We start from the raw sequence: 21002 nt of genomic DNA on the forward strand, positions 1-21002 counted from the left end.
GCACCGACAGTCCCGACCTCCGAGCACTGACAAGCCGCTAGATTCCTGCAAATCACAGGAGCCGAGCGGCTTTGTGTGCTCGAGTCTCGCGCTACACCGCGCTCACGAGACGGGGCAAGGCCAGAATAAGCTCCAGGGCGGCCAGGATGGTGAGCACCATTCCCAGCGGCAACCAGAACAGGCGGGTGCGACGAGCACGAGCCACTTCGGTCTCGAGCACACCGAAACGTTGCAGGATCTCGGCCGGTTCGAGCGCCGCGAGGGCCTGCCAGAGCGCCGGGTTCTCGACGAACCCGGCAATCTCCAGCCGGTCGAGGGGTGCCAGCACCGGAGGCAGTCCCTGAAGCCACGCGCACAGGTTGTCTACCTCAATGATCTTCACCCGCGATGGTGGCGCCTTCACCGTGACGCTCTTGGTATCGACGAGCACGACGACGCCGTGCACCGAAGCGGCGCGCGGCATCCGCTGGGAGAGAAGGGTGGTGAGGCAGACGGCTTCGTATTCCGCTTCCCTTATATACGGAATCTTGCGGGCACCGACCAGCACGCTGCGCCCGGCTACCTGCACGGCTTTGCGTGCCTGCCGGTCGGAATGGAGTGCGAACACGCCGCCAGGGCCGATCACAAGGTGGTCGACGTCGGCGCCGCTGTCGCCGACCGGAAGGGAATGAAAGACGATCCATTCTCTGGGCAGTCCGGCGAGAGCAAGTCCCACCGCGATTTCGGCGCGGGCGGCGTCGAAACATTGCAGGGCGTCGGCGCCGAGCGGGGAGCGACCGATCAGACGCTGCAGCGGGTTACGAGGCGCGATCAGGCGCTGCTCCAGCAGGAGCACTTCTATGATCGACTGCGCGGGGCAACGCTGTCGCATGATCGGAGCATCGATTGTCACGGCTCTCCTGTTCGGGTGCTTGAATATAACCGCCCGGAGGATGACGGCAAGAGCCCCCATTTGGGATACTTGCGTGCGGGGCCGATCAGCCCAGCAGTGAATGGGCGGTGGCGTGTGCGCGCACGTTAGGGGGCGTACATTCCTTCGCTTAGGCTGGGCAGGCAACTTAGGCATGGCCGTTTGGTCTCCCTGCGCCTGGGGGCTCCAACGTAAAGGAACCTGCACCATGAACAAGAAGAATATTTTCATCGCCACGGCCGTGGGCGTCGTACTCGTGTTGGGTGGTGCGGGCATAGCCCTGGCCGTCAGCGACATGGGCGACAACGACGGCCCCCTCTCTGGCGAAACGCTCGACCGCGCGAGCAACGCCGCCCTCGCCGACGTCGGTCCCGGCACCGTGACGAGCGCCGAGCGCAACGATGACGGCGGAAGTGCCTACGATCTCGAGGTTCGCCTCGACGACGGCACCACGGTCGACGTCGAGCTCAACGATTCCTTTGACGTGGTCTGGGTCGGTGACTACGACAACGACGACAGCACGTCGAACAGTTCAGCGGCACCGAGTGCCACGTCAAGCGCCACGGCCGATACGAGTGCAGCCGACCAGGCCGCGACTGAGCGAGCCAGCGCGGAGGCCGCCGCCCTCGCTGCGGTGGGCAGCGGTCGGGTGACCGACTTCGATCGGGACGACGACTGGGACCACCTGTACGAGGTTGAGGTCACCCTCGACGACGGCAGTGACCGCGACGTCGACCTCGACGCCAACTTCGTTGTCGTGAGCATCGACGACGTGCAGCAGTAGGTCTGCTCCGGTGAAGCGCTGAGCTTTTTCGTTTCGCGCTTCACCGGTTTGACGACGTCAGCGTTCGACCAGAATGCCGTCTTCATCGCAGTAGACGGTGCGTCCGGGGGTGAAGACCACTCCGGCGAACTCGACGATGGCATCCGCTACCCCCGAGCCGGTCTTGGAGCTCTTGCGCGGGTTGCTGCCGAGCGCTTTCACCCCGAGGTCGAGGGCGCCGATGGCGACACGGTCCCGCACTGCGCCGTTGATAATCGCGCCGGACCATCCGTTCGCGACAGCAAGGTCGGCGATCATGTCGCCCATGAGCGCGGAGTTGAGGGAGCCGCCGCCGTCGATGACGAGCACGGCGCCGTTACCGGGTGTGGACAGGATCGACTTGAGCAGGGCGTTGTCTTCGAAGCAGGTGACCGTCCGGATCGGGCCGCTGAAGCGAGCTCGCCCACCGATCGTCTGAAACTGCAAGGGTACGGATTGCAGGTCTTCGCCACGCTCGTCGTACAAATCGGCGGTCAATACGGTCATTGTTCCTCCAGGGTTTCGTTGCTTCCAGAGTAGGCCCCTTGACTGCCGCCCAGCGCGGGCTGCCGGTTCGGACCGGATGCTGGTGCGGCCTGCCGAGCTGAGATGAGTCCAACTGAGAGCTTGACTCTGGTCCCGGCCCCCACGCACTCGTATCGAGCGAAACCCCGACGGTCGCGCGACTGCGGAGTCGGGCGCACAATGGTGTGGTGATTCGCAAACGAGTTCTCGCAAGCGGCGAGGTGCAGGGTGTCGGATTTCGATACCACGCCCGAGCCCGGGCGCTTCAGCTCGGACTGGTCGGGTATGTGCGCAACCGTCCCGACGGATCGGTGGAGCTCGAAATCGAAGGCCCGGAAGCATCCGTTTCGCGCATGCTGCTCTGGCTGCAGACCGGACCCCGCTACGCCGTCGTGACCACCCTCGAGGTGGGTGATGTCGCCGCGACCGGTGAGAGTGAGTTTCAGATCACCGGCTGAGGTCGGCGGCTGCCCGGCGCTGGCGTAGCGTTAGCCTATGACCGCGCGCACGAGCCCCACCGGGGGGCGGAAATGAGAGCGCGCACCGCGTTCGGTGTGGCGCGCCTCGGCCTGACGGCGGCAGCACTGGTCGCTCTGATCGGCTACTTTCAGTACACCCTCGGAGTGACCACGTTTGCGATCGCGAACTTCTTCAGCTATTTCACTGTGCAGAGCGCGATTGCGTCGATCTTCGTCTTCGTGACGGCCGCCGGGGTGGCCTTGCGACGGCCCACCGACCCGGCCTGGCTCGACATGTTGCGTGCCATGGTGACCACCTACATTCTGGTCTCTGGCGTGGTCTATGGAATCATCGTCTGGCAGTCCTCTGGGGCGAACTACTCGATCGAGGTGCCGTGGTCGAGCCAGTTGCTGCACTTCGTGATTCCGACCTGCGCCCTCATCGACTGGATCGTCGACCCGTTCAAGGCCCGCCTGTCGTGGAAATATCTCGGTTGGGCCATTGTTTTTCCGGTGTTCTGGCTGGTCTTCACGCTCATTCGCGGACCGATTGTGGGCTGGTACCCGTACTTCTTTCTCGACGCCCGCCAGGTGAGCGGCCCGGGCGAGACCGTGTTCTATTGCCTGATCATCGTGGCGATCATTACCGGCATCGCGGCGCTGCTCACCTGGATCACGCGAATGAAGCGGATACCGCGCCACCTGCTCCCACCCTGGCGCCCCTCCACCTGACCTGCTAGTCAGGAACAGCGAGGAACGGCTCGAGCGCGGTGAGTGCGGCCGCCAGAAAGGCATCGTCGTCGAGTTCGCTCAGTCGGGTTGCGTTTTCGGCGGCGACCAGGCCCATGAGAATGGGTTCCCCGGTGAGTGGCATCATGTTGATCCACACCGGAAAGTCTGCGTCTTCGCCGACGATGGTCCAGAGCCGGGCCGCTGTATCCCAGAACGGCGCGTCAAAGCGCAGCCAGACCTTGTCGACCACGCCCATACCCAGCACCGCAATGGCACCCCGGTGGGCAAAGGGCAGCGGGGGTGAAAATTCGATCGCCGCAGCCTTCAGCACGCCAAGCGGCACCGTCACGATAACCCGATCGGCCGACAACGACTCGCCGGTCCCAAGCCGCAGGCTCACACCACGGTCATCGTGAGCGACACGATTAACCACGCTTGAAAGCAGCACCTCAAGCCCCTCCGCGTCACTGGTCAGCAGGGTTGAGTACCCGCCGATCACGATCTGGTCATCGTCGGCGCTCGCGATGTCGGTCGTGTACCAGGCCGATTGCTGGCTCGGTGTCGCCCCGGTTTCCACCTTGAGCTTGGTGGCGATTTCGTACTCGAGCCAGTCGGCATCCGACAGGCCTTCGGCGTTTGCCGTCGTCGACAGGCCGGCTTCTCCCGAGTCGACGAGAGCACGCTCGACCGAGATGTCCTGCTGCTGATCGGCCGCCCAGTCGAGAGCGCCGGTGACGGCCTGGGTACCGACCGGTGAAACCTCGACCACCAAACCGGCCCGGGTACGCACCTCGGGCGTTCGCACGAAAGGCAGCAGTGTCACCCCGAGGGCGGTCAGCTCGTCATCCAGAAAATTGTCGGAAGTGGAGTGCACGAAGGAGGGGCCTCGTTCGATCGCAAACGGCCAATCGCCGTTGACGGTATCGATGCGCCCCCCGATGCGGTCGCGCGCCTCAATCACAACCACGCTGAAGCCGGCGTCGACGAGCTGGCGAGCGGCGGTGATGCCGGCGATGCCGGCACCCACGACGATGATTCGTTCGCCCGGTGCCGCGACGTCCTGCACCTGGCTGGCCGCGAGCAAGCCAGAGGCGCGGGCGCCCTGTACTGTGCCGGGTTCCTCCCCCGCGGTGGCTTCACCAGCGAAGAACACGCGGGCGTCGATAGCCTGGCCGAGGGCCGTGCGGTGCTCCGGCGTGGCTCCCACGGCGGCATAGCTGAACGATCCCCGAGAGAAGGCGTCGGTCGACCAATTGGTGCGGGAGACCATGAGGGGCTGGGGCACCAATGAGGGCGTGACCGCGGTGGGCGAAACGGATGGCGTCGGCACCGGTGCCGGCGGCACACACGCGGCGAGGGCCAACACGGAAAAACCCGATGCCGTACCGAGCAGAAAAGTGCGCCGCTTCACGATTGGCCCGGTTCAAAAGGGTCATTCGGTGCGGCGCCAGTCATGAGACCAAACTACCGCAGACCGTGGGGGTTGACATTTTCTTCTCAAGGTAGTTGGTTAGCTACATGACCAACTAACCCGTGAACCGAAACGGGCGCAGCATCCACTGAAAGCAGGCAGTCTTGATCGAAGCGGGCAAACCGATCTTCGTGCAGATCGCGGAGCAGATCGAAAACGACATCATCGATGGCGTCATAGAGGAAGAAACCCCCGTGCCCTCGACCAATGAATTCGCGGTCTTTCACCGCATCAACCCGGCCACTGCGGGCAAAGGCGTCAACCGCCTGGTCGAAGACGGCATTCTCTACAAGAGGCGAGGAATAGGAATGTTTGTAGCAACCGGCGCCCGGCAGCGACTCCTCGGCGCCCGCACCGAGAAGTTTCGGGGCAATTTCGTCGGCCCACTGCTGAACGAGGCAGCCAAGCTCGGCATCACGCCAGAGCAGGTGGCCAAAATGATCGGCGAATCCGAGAGAAGGAGCAGCACCTCATGACCGACACCGCAGTGCGTGTCACCGGCCTCACCAAGAAGTTCGGCGCCTTCACCGCCATCGACGACGTGAGTTTCACGGTCGAACGCAACAAGATCTACGGCCTGCTCGGCCGCAATGGCGCCGGCAAGACCACCCTGATGCAGCTGCTCACCGGGCAGCAGTTCGCCACGAGCGGCACCCTCGAAGTGTTCGGTGCTTCACCGGTCGAGAACGCGCGGGTGTTGCAGTCACTGTGCTTCATCAAGGAGAGCCAGAAGTATCCGGACAGCTTTCGACCGGAGCACGTGTTCGCGAACGCGCCATGGTTCTTCGCGCACTGGGATGCCGCCTTCGCCGCCCGCCTGGTCGACGATTTTCGACTCCCGCTGAACCGTCCGATCAAGAAGCTCTCCCGCGGCCAGCTTTCAGCGGTCGGCGTGATCATTGGGCTCGCCTCGCGCGCCCCGCTCACTTTCTTCGACGAGCCCTACCTCGGTCTCGATGCGGTCGCGCGGCAGATTTTCTACGATCGCCTTCTTGAGGACTACGCCGAGCATCCGCGCACGATTATTCTGTCGACACACCTCATCGACGAGGTGAGCAACCTACTCGAGCACGTCCTCGTCATCGACGAGGGTCGCATCCTCATGGACCAGGACGCCGAGCAGCTGCGCGGAACCGCGAGCACCGTCGTCGGCAAGAAAACGGATGTCGACGCTTTCGTCGCCGGCCGCGACATCATCTCTCGAGATGGTATCGGCGGGCTCGCCTCGGTGACCGTCGCCGGCCTCGGCGAGACCGAACGAACCGCAGCCCGTGCCGCCGGACTCGAGCTCTCGCCGGTATCGCTGCAGCAGCTGATCGTGCAGCGCACGACGAGCACGACCTCTGAATCTATGACCACGACCGACGCCTGGAGTGCACGCTCATGACCGATTTGCTGACCGGCACCGCGGCATCCGTTCACCCGCGCAGCGCCCCGGCGCGCATCTGGAACGTATTGCGGCTGCACCTCGTCGACCGTCGAACCTACATTGGAATCCCCTGGCTGATCGTGGGGATAGCGTTTGTGATTACCGTCTTCATCGCCCAAATCATCGGTTTCACGGCCGGCGGGCTCGGCACGCCCGATGCCATCGAGGGCCAACGCTACAGCTGGGCTGTGCTCTCACCGCAGTGGTATCTGATCGTGGTCGGTGTGCAGGCCATCTCGTTCGGGTTTCCCCTCGCGCTCGGTTTCGGCGTTACCCGCCGCGACTTCTACCTCGGCACCGCGCTGCTCTTCGTGCTGATCTCCGCCGCCAACGCACTGGCCTTCGCTGTGCTGACCCAGCTCGAACAGGTCACCGAGGGCTGGTTCATCGACACCTACATGTTCAACGCACTCTGGCTCGGCATCGACGGCTTCTGGGTGGACCTGTTCTCGTTCTTCGTGATGCAGCTGCTCGTGTTCTTCATTGGCGCATCGATCGCGACCATCTACATGCGCTGGCGCATGCCCGGCATGCTCGTGTTTTGGAGCTCGCTGGCCTTAGCCATCGTCGGCACCGTCACGATCATCACGTTCACGAGCAGCTGGCCGCCGGTCGCCGTATGGTTCGGCGCGCAGGGCATCGCGGGCATCTTCGCCTGGCTGCTGGTGCCCGCAGCGCTAGCCGGCTTCGGCGGGTTTTTGGCCCTTCGTCGAGCAACTCCGAAGAACTAGGCGCTAGTACGGGCGGCGCTCCTCGGCTACGGAGTTGCCACCGTCGACGACGATCACCTGCCCGGTGACATAGGCCGCGCCGGGCGAAGCGAGGAACGCGATAACGGATGCGACCTCTCCCGGAGTACCGTTGCGCCCGGCCGGAACGAGCGCACCCTCCAGCGCCTCGCTCGTGAGTTGCGACCCGGTCGCGATCCAGCCCGGAGCCACGGCGTTGCACGTTATGCCGACTGCAGCCTCGTCGACGGCGAGGGCTTTGGTCAGTCCGATCAGGCCAGCCTTGGCCGCGGCGTAGGCAACGTCGCCGCGGCTGGCCATGACCCCGCCGCTCACGCTCGACACCGTCACGATGCGGCCCCAGCCGGCCGCGCGCATGAAACCGATCACCGCCCGCGTCGCGTGGAAAGCCGTGGACAGGTTGATGGCGAGGCCGTGGTCCCATTCGGCGGGGCTGGTCAAAATGTCGCCGTGCCCCATCTCGGCGTCGCCGACCGCGACCATGCCGGCATTGTTCACGAGGATCGTCGGCTCGTACCCGCCCGCGGCGAGGGCCGCCTGCAGTCCCGCGGCGCCAGCTTCCGAGTCGAGGGTGCAGACGATCCCAACGGCGTCGAGCCCGGCGGCGGCAAGTTCCGCTGCCCGGTCGTGGACCCGCGCCGTCGTACCGGTGAGCATCACCCGGGCGCCGAGTTCACCGAGCATCCGTGCGGCAGCGAAGCCGATGCCGGTGGCGCTGCCCGCTCCGGTGACGAGCGCCGTGCGCCCGCCGAGGTCGAAAGCGGCCGGAATGGGTGCAGAAGTCATGGCGTCAGGCTAGCGCCCTAGCGGTCGCCCGTTGGCCGAGATGCCCCAATTTTTCCGAGAGTCCCTGTTCGAACGAGGACTCTCGGCAAAAAGGGGGCATCTCGGCAGGGTGGGACGCCCTCCTCCACACGCGGCAAAGCAGATGCGTTGTGCACGGAGTGAGGCTGCACCGCCTCAACTTGGCGGTGGGCGGTAACGATGAGCGCATGACACCGACTGCGCCCGAGGATACGCCCGGGGGCGCGCGTCCCGCCGTCAAGGGCTGGCGGCCCTTACAGCTTCGCCGCGACCTGGACCTTGTCAGCGCCGACGGCCGGGCTCTCAACCGTTCGGTGGCGGCGGGCGACAGCATCCGCTTGCGTCGTGGCGTGGTGGTGAACGCGGCCGGTTGGGACGATCTCAAGGCCGTCGAGAAATACCTGCTGCGGATGCGCGCCGTTGCCGCAACCCGTCGCGCGCAACCGGTCTTCTCGCACCAATCGGCGGCCGTGCTCTGGGGGCTGCCGATCGTTGGACGTTGGCCCGACGCGGTGCATCTCATGGTGGGTGCCCCACGATCCGTGCATTCCAAAAACGGTGTGATCTGGCATCACGACGCCCTTTCCGACGAAGATGTCGTCACCATTGACGGGATGCTCGTGACCAGTTTGGTGCGTACCCTGTTGGATCTGGCGCGCACCACACCCTTTCTTTCCGCGGTGGCCAGCCTCGATCACGGTACAACCTCAAGATTGATCCTGCCGAACCGATCTGTCGTAGCCGGAGTGTCAAAAGAGCAGCTGCTGGATCGGCTTCATCAGGCTGGAGCGTGCCGCGGCAGTCGGGCCGCCTTCGAGGCGATCTCGTTCAGCGACAACCGCTCAGATTCACCCGGAGAATCGCTGAGTCGTGGCCAAATCCACCTGTGCCGTTTTCCGGCCCCCGATTTGCAGGTGACATTTCCGAGCGTCGACGGGCACAACGACACCGTCGACTTTCGCTGGATTCAGCGGCAGGAGCTGCGCACCGTTAAACTCCTCGGAGAATTCGACGGCTTCGTCAAATACACCCGCGCTGAGTATTTGCGGGGCCGCACCATTGACCAAGTGGTCTGGGACGAGAAAGTGCGCGAGGATCGCGTTCGACTCACCTCGGGCCACGGTATGGCTCGGTGGCTGTGGGACACGGCACTGCGAGCCGATCGGCTGCGTTCTCTGCTGCTTCAGGCTGGCCTGCGCCCGGAATGAGTGCGCCCTGCTGTGCGGCCGAGAGTCCCCTTTCTTGCCGAGAGTCCCTGTTCGAACGGGGACTCTCGGCAGAAAAAGGGACTCTCGGCGCACGGGCGCGGCGCGGGGGTTACGCGACGGCCAGGAAGCCGTCGACGATCAGGGCGCGCAGCTTCGGGAGGAGTTCGGCGGTCAACGCAGGCTCGTCGGCATCGAGAAGCTGGGCGAGAGCCCCGATAATGGCACCGACCGCGAGGTCGCCGTCGCAGGCGCCGACCAGCCCGGCCAGAGCCGTGTCGAGCGGCACCGACCGGCCGAATCCGCTGCCCTGGTGCAGCGTCATGAGGGTGGGATCCTGCTGGCCCGGCCAGTAGTGGCGTTCCTCGGTGACATCGGAGGCGACGATGAGCTGCGTGCGCACCAGGCGCGCGTCATCCGTGTGAGCCTGCCAATCGTGGGCCGCGAGGCACTCGGCGAGGTGCGCACCGAGGCCGGCCGGGTTGTGGCCGAGCGCTTCGGGCAGCCGTTCCAGGCGGCGCAGGGTCGGCATACTCTGGTGCGGACGGCGCAGCAGAAGATAGCCGAACCCCACCCGGCGCACGCCGCGCGCGTCGAAGTCGTTCAGCCAGGCGTCGTACAGTCGGTCGAAGTCGGGACCGGGGCGAGTGCCGCCGTCGCGGATCCAGGTCTCGGCGTATTCGCCGGGCGTCTGCACCTCGCGCTCGATGATCCACGCATCGAGCTCTGACGACGGCGCCGCCGGTGCAGCCACCGGCGTGAGCCAGCGTTCAAGCCGTTCAAAGGCATCCGTTTCGCCGTGGTATTCCCAGTTTCCGAGCAGCTGCAGGACACCACCGGGCGTGAGGTGTGCGGTAGCGCCGCGCACGACCGCCTCGACCAGCGCATCGCCGACCATCCCGCCGTCGCGATACTCGTAGCTCGGCACCCCCTCGGCGCGCGGGGTGATCACGAAGGGCGGGTTTGAAATGATGTGATCGAACTGCTCCCCGGCCACCGGTTCGAACAGGCTGCCGAGCCGAAACTCGATATTGTCGATCTCGTTGAGCTCGGCGTTGAGCGCCGCGAGCTCGAGCGCGCGCTCGGAGATGTCGGTCGCGACGACGTGCCCGGCGTGCCGAGAGGCGTGCATCGCCTGGATTCCGCAGCCAGTGCCGATGTCGAGCGCGCGACCGACTTCGCGCGGAATCATGAGTCCGCTCAGGGTGCGCGAGGCGCCGCCGATGCCGAGAACGTGGGTTTCGCCGAGCGGATGCCCCAGCGCCAGCTCCCCCAGATCGCTCACGATCCACCAGCTGCCGGCGCCGTGGGCGTCGATGAAGCTGTACGGGCGCAGGTCGACGAGCGGGCGCACCGTGTCATCATCAGCGGCGACGAGTCCGAGCGCCAGAGCGCCGGCCTCCCCGAGCGCCGGCAGGGCGGCGTCGAGGTCGCCGCGCGGCACCGGGTCGCCGAGCAGGAACAGCCGGGCGAGCGTCGCGGCTGGCTCGATCCGGCCGAGCCTGGCCGCGAGCGCGGCGAGGGCGCGCCGAGCGGGAACCGGCTGGTTGCGGTGCAGGGCGGCATCCGCTTCCATGCCCCACAGGCCGGTCAGGCCGGGAACGGAGAACCGGGCGGCAGCGAGGTCGGAGCGCAGCCGAGGAATGAGAGTTGCAGAAGTCACTTATCCATTCAACCCGATGCGTGCGGTCACAACCACCGCATGGTGAACGCCCGGGCCACCAGCTCGTTGGCCGGCGGCAGCGTGAGACCGCGCACCAGTGCGTTGCGGGCTCCGAGCCGCACGCCGTGGGCCGGCCGCCCCATCGCCATGTTGAATCCGGCTTGCAGGGCCGCTCGCCGCGCGGCGCGGCGGCGGTTACGGTCGTAGTCACCCAAAGCGGATGCCGCAGCCCCCTGCTCGAGCAGCGCCCGCTGCAGCGCCGGCCTAAGCGCAACGGCGTCGAGCCAGCCGAGGTTCATGCCCTGCCCGCCGATCGGACTGATCTGGTGCGCCGCATCACCGACCAGCACGACTCTGCCCGCGTGCATGCGCTCCGCGAGCCGCTGCTGCACCGCGAATGCGCTCGCCACCCCGAGCGATTCGCCCACCCGCACGCCGGTTCGATGACGGATCAGCGCGGCCAGGTCGACGCTGTCAGCATCCGATACCAGATAGTCGGACATCGCCACCCACCGTCGCCGACCATCGGGCAGCGGGAACGACTCGACCACACCGCCGCGCTCAAAATAGAGCACCGCGCTGGTGCCGCCCGGAGCAGGGTCGGCGAAGTCGCCCATGAGATAGGTTTCACGGCTGCCGAGCTGCCGCCAGCTGATGCCGGCCCGCTCGCGCACGCGACTGCGCGGGCCGTCGGCACCGACCACATAACGGGCCTCTACCGGGCCGGCGGTCGTCGCGAGTTCGACGGCATCGCCGCGGTCGTGCAGCCCGGTCACCGTTACCCCGCTGTGATACCGGCCGGGGCGCAGCTGTTCGAATCGTTTGCGCAGCAAGGCTTCCGTCTCGTATTGCGGCAGGGCGACGACGAACGGATACGCTGGCGCGGCTCGCTCGAAGGACAGCGCCCCGAGCCGTCGGCCATCGCAACGTACCTCCCCCGCGCGAATGCGCACGGCCCGCTCGAGCAGCGCATCGGCGATACCGATTCCGGCGAGCGCCGCGAGCGACGGCGGGTGGATACCGATCGCCCGGGAGCGAAGCGTCGGCGTCTCACGCTGTTCGAGCACCTCCACGTCGAGTCCGCCGACGGCCAGCGCGCAAGCGAGCATCGTACCGACTGGCCCCCCTCCCACGATGACAACATCACGCATCGGGCGCGGCCCAGCTCAGCACGAGCCGGGATGGCAGGCCGCGCGACACCGTCCACCCAGCGGGCACCACCGCTCGCAACTCGGTGGCAGTGTAGCTGCGCCGAATCGAGGTGAGCCCGTCCGGGCGAATATAGGAGTGTCGAAAGAATGGCTTGGTGGCCGCCGCGAACCCGAGATAGGCATAGTTGGAGCGTTCCAGGTCTGCGTGCAGCACCCGGCGCCGCACGAGATGCTCCGAATCCACCAGGAGCCCCTTTAGCTCGGCCACGCTGAGGTGGTGCAGCACGTGGTTCGAGACCACGAAGTCGAACCGCGCGCCCTCCACCACGAGGTCTGAGCTCAACGCCCGGCGAAACGACAGCCCGGCGATCTTGGGCTGGCTGGTCGCGAACACGTGAGCGCGGGCATCCGGATCGATGCCGGTCACCGTGAGCCGCAGGCCGTCGCGCACGGCCCAGCGGGCGAGCGCCCGCGAGACGTCGCCGCCCCCCGAGCCCACATCGAGCAGCGTCGTCTCGGTGGTGGTGGATAATTCGGGGCGGATGCTGCGGCGATAGATCCCCCACCAGCCAGAGACGAGCGCGTTGACCACGCGAAAATCCTGGTAGGTGCGGGTGAGCCTGGCCGGGTCGCAATGCGGAGAATCCATGATCTCGACCGCTCCATAGGCCCGAACCCGCAGCGACGGAAGGGCCATTCAGCCCTCGATCACGGTCATCAGACCGGATTCCACGGTGAGTCCAGGGCCGAACGCCATGGCGCAGACCCGTTCCCCATCGTTGCTGCCCGGTGCGTCGAGAATGGCCTTCATCACGAACAGAATCGTCGCACTGCTCATGTTGCCGTTGGTGCGCAGCGTCTCCCGCGACGGAAGCAGCTGGTCGGCGCGCAGCTCGAGCTTCGCCTCGGTCTTGTCGAGGATGCTGCGACCACCCGGGTGGATCGCCCAGTGCTCGATCACCGAGCTGAGCGAGGCTGGGGGTGCGATGGTGAGCACCGGCGCAGCCAGGGCGGCCGGGGCAGCGTGTAACGCGGCATCCGCTGGCCGTGCAGCGGCGAGCTGGCCGGTGATCGACGCGTCGCGGGCGAACAGCGGGGCCAGCGCGCCCTCGATGTGCTCGTCGATGATGTGCGGAACGTAGGTGCTCAGAATCATTTCAAAGCCCTCATCACCGATCTTCCAGGCCATGTCGCCCTCACCGACCGGGGTGATCACCGTTTCGAACAGGTCGAGTCCGAGGGCTTTCTCGCCGGGCAGCGGGGCGCGGGCGCTGACGAGGCCGGCGGCGGCGCCGTCGGAGAACAACGAGGACGCGACGATGGTGTCCGGATCGCTCGAGGTGCGCAGATGCAACGAGCAGAGCTCGGCGCTGACCACGAGCACCACCGCGTTCGGGTCGGCCTCGACGAACTGCTTCGCGGTGCGAAGAGCCGGCATCGACGCGTAGCAGCCCATGAATCCAAGGTGATAGCGCTGGGTGCTCGCCCTGAGGCCGAGCTCCCGCACCAGCATGTAGTCGGGGCCGGGGGCATAGAAACCAGTGCAGGAGACGGTAATGACGTGGGTTACGTCTTCGGGGCGAATGTCGGGGCAGGCGGCGAGCGCGAAGCGGCCGGCCTCGACGAACAGTTTGGTGGCCTCGGAAATATAGAGCTCGTTGCGCACCCTGGTGCTCGGCACGAGCAATAGCTGCTGCCGCGCGTCGAAGAATTGCGGATCGGTCGCACCGTTGTCGAGGGTGAGCTCGGCGATGACGGTATGCCGGGTCTCGATGCCCGACACGTTGAAACTGGTGCTGACCAGCCGTTGCGCGAGCCGGCTGAGTCCGGGCTGGGCGGCGAAGATGTCGCGCACCTGCTCTTGAATCAGAATCGTCGGGGGAACTACGGTCTGGAGCGCTCTCAGCGTAACGGCCATGAGTTAGTGTGGCACGCCACTTCGATCGAGTACACCCCGACTTTGCACAGCTAGGGCAAGCGGGCGAACATGCGGGTTCCGCTGAGGGCGAGCAGCAAGCCCGCGGTCACGATGGCCGCGACACCGCCGAGGTAGGCGACGAGGGTGCCGACCGTTCCGACACTGTCGAACAGGCTGCTGTTCACGACGAGGGTGGCAATGAAGGCAAGGCTCGAGACAGTACCGCAACCGATCGACAACCAGCGAATGATGCGAACCGTGGAGCGGCGCAGCCCCGTGAAAGCGGGCCACCGTGAGTTTGCGGCCGCCGCCGCCGTTCGTGGCACGACGCCCACGCCAGGCCAGGCCAGCACCGCCCCGGCGATGCAGCCCCACAGGGCCACCCAGAGCAGGGCGGCGATCACGTCGCTCGGCCGATGCCACTGGTTGGCGAGCGTCGCCACGCCGGCGAGCACGGCGAAAGCGGTGCCCCAGCCGGCCACCATGGGGCGCAGGCGCGGGCTCGCCACCAGAAACACTGCGAGAGCGGATGCCGCCGCCACCGTCGTGTGCCCCGACGGGAATGAGTTTCCGGCGTAGCCCTCGACCCCAAGGTCGGGCCGGGCCAGGATGCCGTATTTCAGCAGCTGGGCCGAGGCCGTGGCCGCTGCGGCAGCGACGAGCGCGACACCGAGGGTACGCCAATTGCGGCGCACGAACGCGATGACCGCGGTCAGCAGCACCCCAAACGCCACGGCAACGTCGGGTACCGAGTCAAGGACCCGCCCGGTGAATGGGGTGATGCTGCGGCGGCCGAATTCAGCGCCGTCGTAGGCGAGCTGATCGGCCTCCTGGCCGACATGGCTGCGCACGAAGAACAGATACAGGCCAATGAAGACCACCACGATAAGCGCGGCTCCCGCGAGATACCCGAGCGATCCCTTAGGCAGGGAGTTTCTAGGGGACCAGTTGCGCACGGTCAAGCATGCCACAGTGTTCATGGCACAGCGTGTGTGAGGGGCGCCCTTGCTAAGCGAGCCGCCTACTGGTGCTAAGCACGACCTTACCGCGCAGGTGCCCGGCCATGAGATACCGGTAGGCCTCCTGCACCCGCTCAAGCGGAAAAACCCGGTCGATCGGTAGTACGATCTCTCCGGCAGCGATCAGCGCGGCCAGCGCCTCGAGATCGCGAATGGTCGCGGCCTGACCACCCACCTCGGTGATTCCGGCTCCAGCCCGATAGCCGCGCGCGGCGATCGTGTTGATGCGTGTGCCGGGAACGCCGAGCTGCAGGGCCGCATCGATCGTCGCGGCACCGTTGTAGTCGAGGGCGGCCGTCACGGTCGGCGTGATCGCGCGCACCCGTTCGACCAGGCCGTCCCCGTACGCCACCGGATGCACGCCGAGGCCGCGCAGAAAGTCGTGGTTGACCGGGCTCGCGGTGCCGATCACGGTCGCCCCGGCGCGAAGCGCGAGTTGGCAGGCGAGCACGCCGACCCCGCCGGCGGCGGCGCCGATCAGCACGGTATCGTCGATGCCCAGCCCGAGCGAGGCCACGCTGGCCCAGGCAGCTCGCCCGGCGACGTCGAGGCCGCCGGCCTGTTCAAAGGTGAGAGCGGCCGGTTTCTTGAGGATGCGGGTCGTATCGACGACGACGTAGTCGGCTTGGGCGTTCATCCGTTTCCCGCCGAACACCGCGTCCCCCAGCTGAAAATCGGTCACGCCGTCACCGAGCTCGTCGATCACGCCCGAGAAGTCGTTGCCGTTGCCGCAGGGCGGGACCGCCTCATAGCGCACGGCAGTCGGGCCGCCGTGGAAGATCTTGTGGTCCACCGGGTTGAGGCCGGCAAAGAGCACCCGCACCCGCACTTCACCGCGCCCGGCCTGCGGCTGCTCATCGTGCACAATGCTCAGCACCTCTGGACCACCGAATTCGTCAATGCGTACGTATCGCGCCATGCTGGCCAGCCTAGGGCCAGCACCCGCAGTGGGCAGCCAATACCCGGACACGAACGCTCTTGCCCATTTACCCAGATTGAGACACGATTGATGCGTGGCGTACACCCGTTGTTCAAGAACTTCTGATCGAATGGTTTCTACTACCGAGAGGGCGCACCGAAAAAGCGCGCACCCGACAAACGAATGGACGCTCTGTGAGCATTCGAACGGCTGAGTACCCCCGGCCGGACCACTTCCTGTTACACCTGAGCGACACCCACCTGCTGGCGGGAGGCTCGAAGCTCTATGGCAGCGTCACCGCTGAGACCCATCTGGCGGGGCTCTTCGCCGAAGTGGAGGCCTCCGGAGTGCGCCCCCAGGCCATCGTCTTCACCGGCGATCTCGCCGATAAGGGCGAACCGGGTGCCTACGAGTTGCTGCGTGAGATCGTTGAACCCGCGGCGGCACGGCTCGGCGCTCGCGTCATCTGGGTGATGGGCAACCACGACAAGCGTTCAGCCTTCCGCACGGAACTTCTCGACCAGCAGCCGAGCGAAGCTCCAATCGACCGGTCGTATGACCTCAACGGCCTACGCCTGATCACCCTCGACACCTCGGTGCCCGGCCACCATTACGGAGCCGTGACCGACCAGCAGCTGCTCTGGCTGGCCGACGAACTGCGCGTTCCGGCACCCGACGGCACGATCATCGCCATGCACCACCCGCCGATCCCGAGCGTGCTCGACCTGGCCACCGCCGTCGAGCTGCGCGATCAAACCCGATTGGCCGACGTGCTGATCGGCACGGACGTGCGCAGCATCATCGCCGGGCACCTGCACTACTCATCGATGGCCATGTTTGCCGGTATCCCGGTGTCGGTCTCGTCGGCCACCTGTTATACGCAGGATCTTAACGTTCCCGTCGGCGGCACCCTCGGTCGTGACGGCGCCCGTGCGTTCAACCTCGTGCACGTCTACCCCGGCACCGTGCTGCACTCCGTGGTGCCGCTCGGTCATTACCCGACGCTGGAGTATGTCGATGCCGCCGAAAGCGCGCGTCGCCTGCGCGCTTCCGGCATCGAGATTACGCCGTCGGAAACTCTGCCTGCATTGCGCGAGCCGCCGATGACCAGGCCGATCCCGGTTCTGCACTAGTCGCGGCGCTGGCCCGTTCCCACGGTGCCACGATCGGAAAGTACAGCTCGAGAAATTCGGTGACCGCAGCGCGACGCACCTCGGTCGAGATCTCCGGGTGGCTGCCGTCGTTGAGGCAGAACATGTCCTGATCGCGGCGCTTGCGCAGGTGATTCATCTGCCGCAGGGCAATTCGCAGGGTCGTCTCGATGTACAGCGAGCGCACCTGGGTCTGTGCCACCGCGCGACCGGTCATTAACGCGTAGTAGTGGTACAGCGAGTTGGTGACGGAGATGTCGGTCGCCGCGCGAAAACGACTCGCCGCCGTGCGGCTGAAGTCCTCGGGAAACTCACTCTCCAGCTCGAGCAGAACGCTCTTGCGCATCGGCGCCGGTGTGTGCTCCAGGTGCCGGGTGGTGACCTTGCCGAAGCGACCGCGCAGCAGCGCGCGGTTCACGCGGGCGGCGTTTTCAAACCCGCTGCGGGTCGGGTCGTTCTCACCCAGACCGATACGAGTGGATGCCTCCACGAACTTAGTCACCCCGCCCGGCGAGAAGAACAATTCAGGGCCTACCGGACGGCCGAAGAACATGTCGTCGTTGGAATAAAGAAAATGCTCGGCGAGCCCGGGAATATGGTGCAGCTGGCTCTCGACGGCGTGCGAATTGTGGATCGGCAACACGCTCGTGTCAACGAAGAAGTCTTCGCTGCGCATGATCGTGACGCGGGGATGCTCGGCGAGCCACTGGGGTGCCGGCGAGTCGGTGGCGATGAAGATGCGGCGAATCCACGGGGCGAACATGTAGACGCTTCGGAGTGCGTACTTCAGTTCGTCGATCTGGCGAAAACGGGCGTCGGAATCGTCGCCTTCGCCCACGACGTAGGCCTTCATCCGCTCGGCGCGCTCCTGCTGGAACTCGTCGCTTGACCCGTCAACCCAGCTGAACACCAGGTCGATGTCGAAAGAGACGTCGCTGGCCAGGTCATCGAACATGTTCTGCAGGGTCAGCCAGGTGCGCCCGTACAGCTCGATCGTGGTTTCGCGGGCTTCAGAGCGCGGTAGGCGGGTGCGCATGAGCGCGTTCTCCACCGGCGCGATGATCTCGTCTTCCCCGAAGCGCCACAGCTCAAACTGGAACGCGGTCTGGGCGCCGTAACGCAGCCGGCCGATCGGTTCGATGCGCGGACGGTAGACCCGAAAAACGTCGGACTTGCGCAGGGTGGTGAGCGCGCCGTCGGCGAGCAGAAACTGCTGGCTCACGGTGCCGTCGAGCGGCTTGGCATAGAAGGGTTCGTTGGCGAAGGCCCGGCCGAGGACCTTGGTGATTTCCTTGCGCTGCTTGCGGTCGACGGCGATGACCGGACGGTTGTGGTCACCGCGCACGAGCAAGAATTCGATGCCAGCCTTGGTGAGAGCGTCGTGCACGGCGACGAGGTCCTTCACCATGGACTCGTGCGGCGTGTAGTGGCCGTTGATGAGGGCGATCTCGCCCTTGCGCACCACAACGTCGTCGCGGTCGAAGCGGCGAGTGCGGGCATCCGGTGTGATCAGAACCAACTCGGCCTCGCTGCTGAGCGACAGGGTCGGGATCAGCCCGGTGTTGGTGGGCAGTTCCGGCTCATTTGAGTCATAGCCGACCGTGTCGGTGCGAAGGGCATCGGTGTCGAAGATCTCACCGGGGTACGAATCGGGGTAACCCAGCTCGGGAGTTTCCGGTTGAGCATCCGGAATGTCGAGTGTCGCCATGGTCCTCCTTGAAAAATGGAGCACTCGATCGTAATCAGTCGGCGCTGATTCGAGGAGTGCGGCCGACAATGTCGGCGTGGATAGTTCAGTGTGGTTCGCAGCGACGATTTTCTCGAGAAGAGACGACGTTCTCGATGAACGGCTGGGGTTCGGTGAACGCGGTGGCTTTCGTCACGGTGTTCGTTAGCTCAGTGTACGTCTCGAGGTCGCACGTTAGCTGCGCGGGCGAGTCAGAGGGCAAAGCTGCCGAACAGGCTGATGATCAGGGCCATGAACAAAATGGTGCTACCCCGATGTTAGTGCGTGTGCGGGTCAATCCGATTGTTGCGCTTCGGCGGCGATTTCAGCGGCGATTTCGGCGAGAAGCATGGCGGTGCCGTGGACCGGGGGCAGCTGCGCCGGGTCGGTGACCGGCAGCTGGCAGACAAAGTCACGACAGAGATACCCGGTGGGTTGGCCGGTCGGCGCTGCGCGCGCTGCGAACAGGTCGAATCCGGCGGCGGCGAATGCCCGCGCCTGGGATTCTGAAACACAAGCGACGACTGGTGCCGGGTGGCGCCGGGCTAAATCGGTCAGGGTGACGGGCGCGCGGGTATCGAGCTGCTGGTGGTCGGGAGAGACAATGACGAGCTGCTCGATCGGTGCGCTCAGCTCGTCGAACACCGCAAGCGCGGCGCCATAGGCGAGTGGTCGAGCCGGGGCGAGGCTGGCGACGAGGCTGAGGCCGACCTGCGCGGCCCGCCGGTAGCGGTCGTCGCCGGTGAGGCGGTGCAGGAGCAGGGCTGCGTCAGCGGCGGCAGACAGCCCAGAGGGGTAGGCACCCTCGGAGGGATCGATGGCGCTGACCAAGCCCTGCCCACTCAACACCGGATCGGCGCCGTTCGGCGGACGGAAGGCTGGCATGTCGGTGCCAGTGTCAGTGGTGCCCGATAGCGTGCTCTCGAGCAGGTGACGAGCTCGGGTGGCGTAGGTCACCTCGCCGGTGACGAGTGCAAGTTCGAGGAGTCCCCGTGAGTACATGCCGTAGTCCTCCAGGGTGGCCGCCGCAGCCGATATTCGGGGTTCAGTACCGCGTCCGCTGACCGACGCTCGCACGAGGGTGCCGTCGGCGCGCTCGTGCTGCTCGCGCAGGTAGTCGGCTGCACGGCGGGCGGCGGCGATGAGGTCCGGCCGGTCGAAAGCGAAGCCGGCCCGGGCCAGGGCCTGGATGGCGAGACCGTTCCAGCCGGTCAGCACTTTCTCGTCGAGTGCTGGCGGGGTCTGCCTGGCGCGCTCGCTTCGTTCGAGGGTGTAATAGCCGCCCTCGACCCGTTGGCCGTCGACGGTGCTTTCGGAGTCCTGGGCACTCGCGAACCCACCGCTGGGCAGTTGCATCACCGTGCAGAGAAAGCGGGCGATGCCCTCGGCGATGTTGCGCGCCCACGACTGGCCGGTGATCATCCAGGCACGGGTGCAGAGGCTGAGCAGCTGGGCGTTGTCGTAGAGCATGCGTTCGTAGTGCGGGTCGCTCCAGTTTCGGTTGACCGCGTAGCGAAAGAAGCCGCCCTCGATCGGGTCCCGCAACGGTGACGCGCCCATGATCTTCAGGGTGCGCAGGGCCAGGCCCGGTCCCTCACCCTGCAATTCCTCGTGCCCGTGATCACCGTGGCCTAACAGAAAGGACAGCGCCGGGGCCACCGGAAATTTCGGGCTGCCGCCGAAGCCGCCAAACCGGGCGTCTTCGTAGCCGACAAGTTCGGCCACGGTCTGGTCGAGCACGTCGATGCCGGGCTGCGCGTTCGCCCCAAAGCGAGCTGCGCCGGCGGCGAGTTCGCGCGCCGAATCGGCGAGCAGGTCGGCCACCCGGGCGGCACCGGCCGTCACCTCGGCGCGGCGAGTGAGCCAGGCCGTCGTCACCGCGGTCAGCACTTCTCGAAACGACGGATGCCCAGCGCGGGCCACCGGCGGAAAGTACGTTCCCGCGTGGAATGCCTGCCCGTCGGGGGTGACGAACACGTTGAGCGGCCAGCCGAGCCCGTCCGTGAAGGCACTCGCGGCGGCGAGGTAGCTGGCGTCGACGTCGGGGTGCTCCTCCCGGTCGACCTTGATGCTCACGAGGTGGGCGTTGAGGTACTCGGCGATGGCCGGATCGCTGAAACTCTCCCTGGCCATGACGTGGCACCAGTGGCAGGTGGAATAGCCGATCGACACGAGCACGGGTACATCTCGCCTGCGGGCTTCCCTGAACGCTTCCTCGCCCCAGCCGAACCACGCGACCGGGTTGTCGGCGTGGCTGCGCAGATAGGGACTGATGGCGTCGGCGAGATGGTTGGGCATGCTCCATTCTGCGCCCCACGCACGAGCGATGTGCCGTCTGCCGCGTGGGCGCTCATCCGTCATGGTGGGTGG

20 protein-coding genes are annotated in these 21002 nt (G+C 66.1%); 8 read left to right on the forward strand and 12 right to left on the reverse strand.

Annotated features, from left to right (window positions below; genetic code table 11):
* Positions 1–91: 91 nt before the first annotated feature.
* Positions 92–892, reverse strand: a complete 801-nt coding sequence (locus QMK31_RS07365) for a nuclease-related domain-containing protein (RefSeq protein ID WP_283500302.1) — start codon at positions 890–892, stop codon at positions 92–94.
* A 226-nt stretch (positions 893–1118) separates the two neighbouring features.
* Between QMK31_RS07365 and QMK31_RS07370 the strand changes: the two genes are divergently transcribed.
* A complete protein-coding gene (locus QMK31_RS07370; RefSeq protein ID WP_283500303.1) occupies positions 1119–1694 on the forward strand; it encodes a PepSY domain-containing protein in 576 nt (191 codons plus the stop codon).
* A gap of 57 nt (positions 1695–1751) precedes the next feature.
* Here the strand turns inward: QMK31_RS07370 and rraA are convergent, their stop codons facing one another.
* A complete protein-coding gene (rraA, locus tag QMK31_RS07375) occupies positions 1752–2219 on the reverse strand; it encodes a ribonuclease E activity regulator RraA (RefSeq protein WP_283500304.1) in 468 nt (155 codons plus the stop codon).
* 206 nt (positions 2220–2425) lie between these two features.
* Here rraA and QMK31_RS07380 point away from each other — a divergent pair, with 206 nt between their 5' ends.
* Together QMK31_RS07380 and QMK31_RS07385 are read left to right on the forward strand one after the other, a co-directional pair.
* Positions 2426–2695, forward strand: coding sequence for an acylphosphatase (locus tag QMK31_RS07380; RefSeq protein ID WP_283500305.1), 270 nt, complete (start codon positions 2426–2428; stop codon positions 2693–2695).
* Positions 2696–2767: 72 nt separating this feature from the next.
* The gene (locus QMK31_RS07385) at positions 2768–3427 is read left to right on the forward strand and encodes a Pr6Pr family membrane protein (RefSeq protein ID WP_283500306.1); all 660 of its coding nucleotides are present in this window, start codon (positions 2768–2770) and stop codon (positions 3425–3427) included.
* Positions 3428–3431: 4 nt separating this feature from the next.
* On the opposite strand, the gene QMK31_RS07390 is transcribed toward QMK31_RS07385, so the two are convergent.
* Complete coding sequence (locus tag QMK31_RS07390; protein ID WP_283500307.1) at positions 3432–4838, reverse strand: flavin monoamine oxidase family protein; 1407 nt, start codon at positions 4836–4838, stop codon at positions 3432–3434.
* Between the two features lie 164 nt (positions 4839–5002).
* Between QMK31_RS07390 and QMK31_RS07395 the strand changes: the two genes are divergently transcribed.
* The 3 genes from QMK31_RS07395 to QMK31_RS07405 are packed head-to-tail and all read left to right on the forward strand — an operon-like array spanning position 5003 to position 7058.
* Positions 5003–5374, forward strand: a complete 372-nt coding sequence (locus QMK31_RS07395) for a GntR family transcriptional regulator (RefSeq protein WP_283500308.1) — start codon at positions 5003–5005, stop codon at positions 5372–5374.
* Positions 5371–6285: an ABC transporter ATP-binding protein gene (locus tag QMK31_RS07400; protein WP_283500309.1), complete on the forward strand. Its 915-nt coding sequence runs from the start codon at positions 5371–5373 to the stop codon at positions 6283–6285. The genes QMK31_RS07395 and QMK31_RS07400 overlap by 4 nt, the downstream gene beginning before the upstream one ends.
* Positions 6282–7058 carry a hypothetical protein gene (locus QMK31_RS07405; RefSeq protein ID WP_283500310.1) on the forward strand — a complete coding sequence of 259 codons (777 nt, stop codon included), beginning with the start codon at positions 6282–6284 and terminating at the stop codon, positions 7056–7058. Before QMK31_RS07400 ends, QMK31_RS07405 begins: the two co-directional genes overlap by 4 nt.
* Before the next feature lie 3 nt (positions 7059–7061).
* Here the strand turns inward: QMK31_RS07405 and QMK31_RS07410 are convergent, their stop codons facing one another.
* Positions 7062–7862: an SDR family oxidoreductase gene (locus QMK31_RS07410; RefSeq protein WP_283500311.1), complete on the reverse strand. Its 801-nt coding sequence runs from the start codon at positions 7860–7862 to the stop codon at positions 7062–7064.
* Between the two features lie 206 nt (positions 7863–8068).
* Between QMK31_RS07410 and QMK31_RS07415 the strand changes: the two genes are divergently transcribed.
* Positions 8069–9088 carry a hypothetical protein gene (locus QMK31_RS07415; protein WP_283500312.1) on the forward strand — a complete coding sequence of 340 codons (1020 nt, stop codon included), beginning with the start codon at positions 8069–8071 and terminating at the stop codon, positions 9086–9088.
* A 109-nt stretch (positions 9089–9197) separates the two neighbouring features.
* On the opposite strand, the gene QMK31_RS07420 is transcribed toward QMK31_RS07415, so the two are convergent.
* From QMK31_RS07420 to QMK31_RS07445, 6 genes are read right to left on the reverse strand one after another with little or no spacing between them, the layout of a single operon-like run.
* On the reverse strand, positions 9198–10748 hold the full coding sequence (locus QMK31_RS07420) for a DUF7059 domain-containing protein (RefSeq protein WP_283500313.1): 1551 nt from the start codon (positions 10746–10748) through the stop codon (positions 9198–9200).
* Positions 10749–10774: 26 nt separating this feature from the next.
* Positions 10775–11899: an FAD-dependent oxidoreductase gene (locus QMK31_RS07425; RefSeq protein WP_283500314.1), complete on the reverse strand. Its 1125-nt coding sequence runs from the start codon at positions 11897–11899 to the stop codon at positions 10775–10777.
* Complete coding sequence (locus QMK31_RS07430; protein WP_283500315.1) at positions 11892–12596, reverse strand: class I SAM-dependent methyltransferase; 705 nt, start codon at positions 12594–12596, stop codon at positions 11892–11894. The genes QMK31_RS07425 and QMK31_RS07430 overlap by 8 nt, the downstream gene beginning before the upstream one ends.
* On the reverse strand, positions 12597–13817 hold the full coding sequence (locus tag QMK31_RS07435; protein WP_283500316.1) for a type III polyketide synthase: 1221 nt from the start codon (positions 13815–13817) through the stop codon (positions 12597–12599).
* A gap of 50 nt (positions 13818–13867) precedes the next feature.
* A complete protein-coding gene (locus QMK31_RS07440; RefSeq protein WP_283500317.1) occupies positions 13868–14797 on the reverse strand; it encodes a phosphatase PAP2 family protein in 930 nt (309 codons plus the stop codon).
* Positions 14798–14825: 28 nt separating this feature from the next.
* A complete protein-coding gene (locus QMK31_RS07445) occupies positions 14826–15755 on the reverse strand; it encodes an NADP-dependent oxidoreductase (RefSeq protein WP_283500318.1) in 930 nt (309 codons plus the stop codon).
* 194 nt (positions 15756–15949) lie between these two features.
* Here QMK31_RS07445 and QMK31_RS07450 point away from each other — a divergent pair, with 194 nt between their 5' ends.
* Positions 15950–16888: a phosphodiesterase gene (locus QMK31_RS07450; RefSeq protein ID WP_283500319.1), complete on the forward strand. Its 939-nt coding sequence runs from the start codon at positions 15950–15952 to the stop codon at positions 16886–16888.
* Here QMK31_RS07450 and QMK31_RS07455 read toward each other — a convergent pair.
* Both QMK31_RS07455 and QMK31_RS07460 read right to left on the reverse strand, forming a co-directional pair.
* Positions 16818–18614 carry a stealth family protein gene (locus QMK31_RS07455; RefSeq protein ID WP_283500320.1) on the reverse strand — a complete coding sequence of 599 codons (1797 nt, stop codon included), beginning with the start codon at positions 18612–18614 and terminating at the stop codon, positions 16818–16820. The genes QMK31_RS07450 and QMK31_RS07455 overlap by 71 nt on opposite strands.
* A 312-nt stretch (positions 18615–18926) precedes the next feature.
* Positions 18927–20930, reverse strand: coding sequence for a thioredoxin domain-containing protein (locus QMK31_RS07460; RefSeq protein ID WP_283500321.1), 2004 nt, complete (start codon positions 20928–20930; stop codon positions 18927–18929).
* Between the last annotated feature and the right edge of the window lie 72 nt (positions 20931–21002).

The organism is Cryobacterium sp. PH31-O1 (assembly GCF_030063455.1).
Classification (GTDB): Bacteria; Actinomycetota; Actinomycetes; order Actinomycetales; family Microbacteriaceae; genus Cryobacterium.

Excerpts from the sequence above, each read along its gene's own strand:
- QMK31_RS07435 (WP_283500316.1), bottom strand. The coding sequence starts at position 13,817 with ATGGCCGTTACGCTGAGAGCGCTCCAGACCGTAGTTCCCCCGACGATT.
- QMK31_RS07370 (WP_283500303.1), top strand. The coding sequence starts at position 1,119 with ATGAACAAGAAGAATATTTTCATCGCCACGGCCGTGGGCGTCGTACTC.
- QMK31_RS07400 (WP_283500309.1), top strand. The coding sequence starts at position 5,371 with ATGACCGACACCGCAGTGCGTGTCACCGGCCTCACCAAGAAGTTCGGC.
- QMK31_RS07455 (WP_283500320.1), bottom strand. The coding sequence starts at position 18,614 with ATGGCGACACTCGACATTCCGGATGCTCAACCGGAAACTCCCGAGCTG.
- QMK31_RS07415 (WP_283500312.1), top strand. The coding sequence starts at position 8,069 with ATGACACCGACTGCGCCCGAGGATACGCCCGGGGGCGCGCGTCCCGCC.
- QMK31_RS07440 (WP_283500317.1), bottom strand. The coding sequence starts at position 14,797 with ATGAACACTGTGGCATGCTTGACCGTGCGCAACTGGTCCCCTAGAAAC.
- QMK31_RS07430 (WP_283500315.1), bottom strand. The coding sequence starts at position 12,596 with ATGGCCCTTCCGTCGCTGCGGGTTCGGGCCTATGGAGCGGTCGAGATC.
- QMK31_RS07425 (WP_283500314.1), bottom strand. The coding sequence starts at position 11,899 with ATGCGTGATGTTGTCATCGTGGGAGGGGGGCCAGTCGGTACGATGCTC.
- QMK31_RS07460 (WP_283500321.1), bottom strand. The coding sequence starts at position 20,930 with ATGCCCAACCATCTCGCCGACGCCATCAGTCCCTATCTGCGCAGCCAC.
- QMK31_RS07385 (WP_283500306.1), top strand. The coding sequence starts at position 2,768 with ATGAGAGCGCGCACCGCGTTCGGTGTGGCGCGCCTCGGCCTGACGGCG.
- QMK31_RS07445 (WP_283500318.1), bottom strand. The coding sequence starts at position 15,755 with ATGGCGCGATACGTACGCATTGACGAATTCGGTGGTCCAGAGGTGCTG.
- rraA (WP_283500304.1), bottom strand. The coding sequence starts at position 2,219 with ATGACCGTATTGACCGCCGATTTGTACGACGAGCGTGGCGAAGACCTG.
- QMK31_RS07410 (WP_283500311.1), bottom strand. The coding sequence starts at position 7,862 with ATGACTTCTGCACCCATTCCGGCCGCTTTCGACCTCGGCGGGCGCACG.
- QMK31_RS07405 (WP_283500310.1), top strand. The coding sequence starts at position 6,282 with ATGACCGATTTGCTGACCGGCACCGCGGCATCCGTTCACCCGCGCAGC.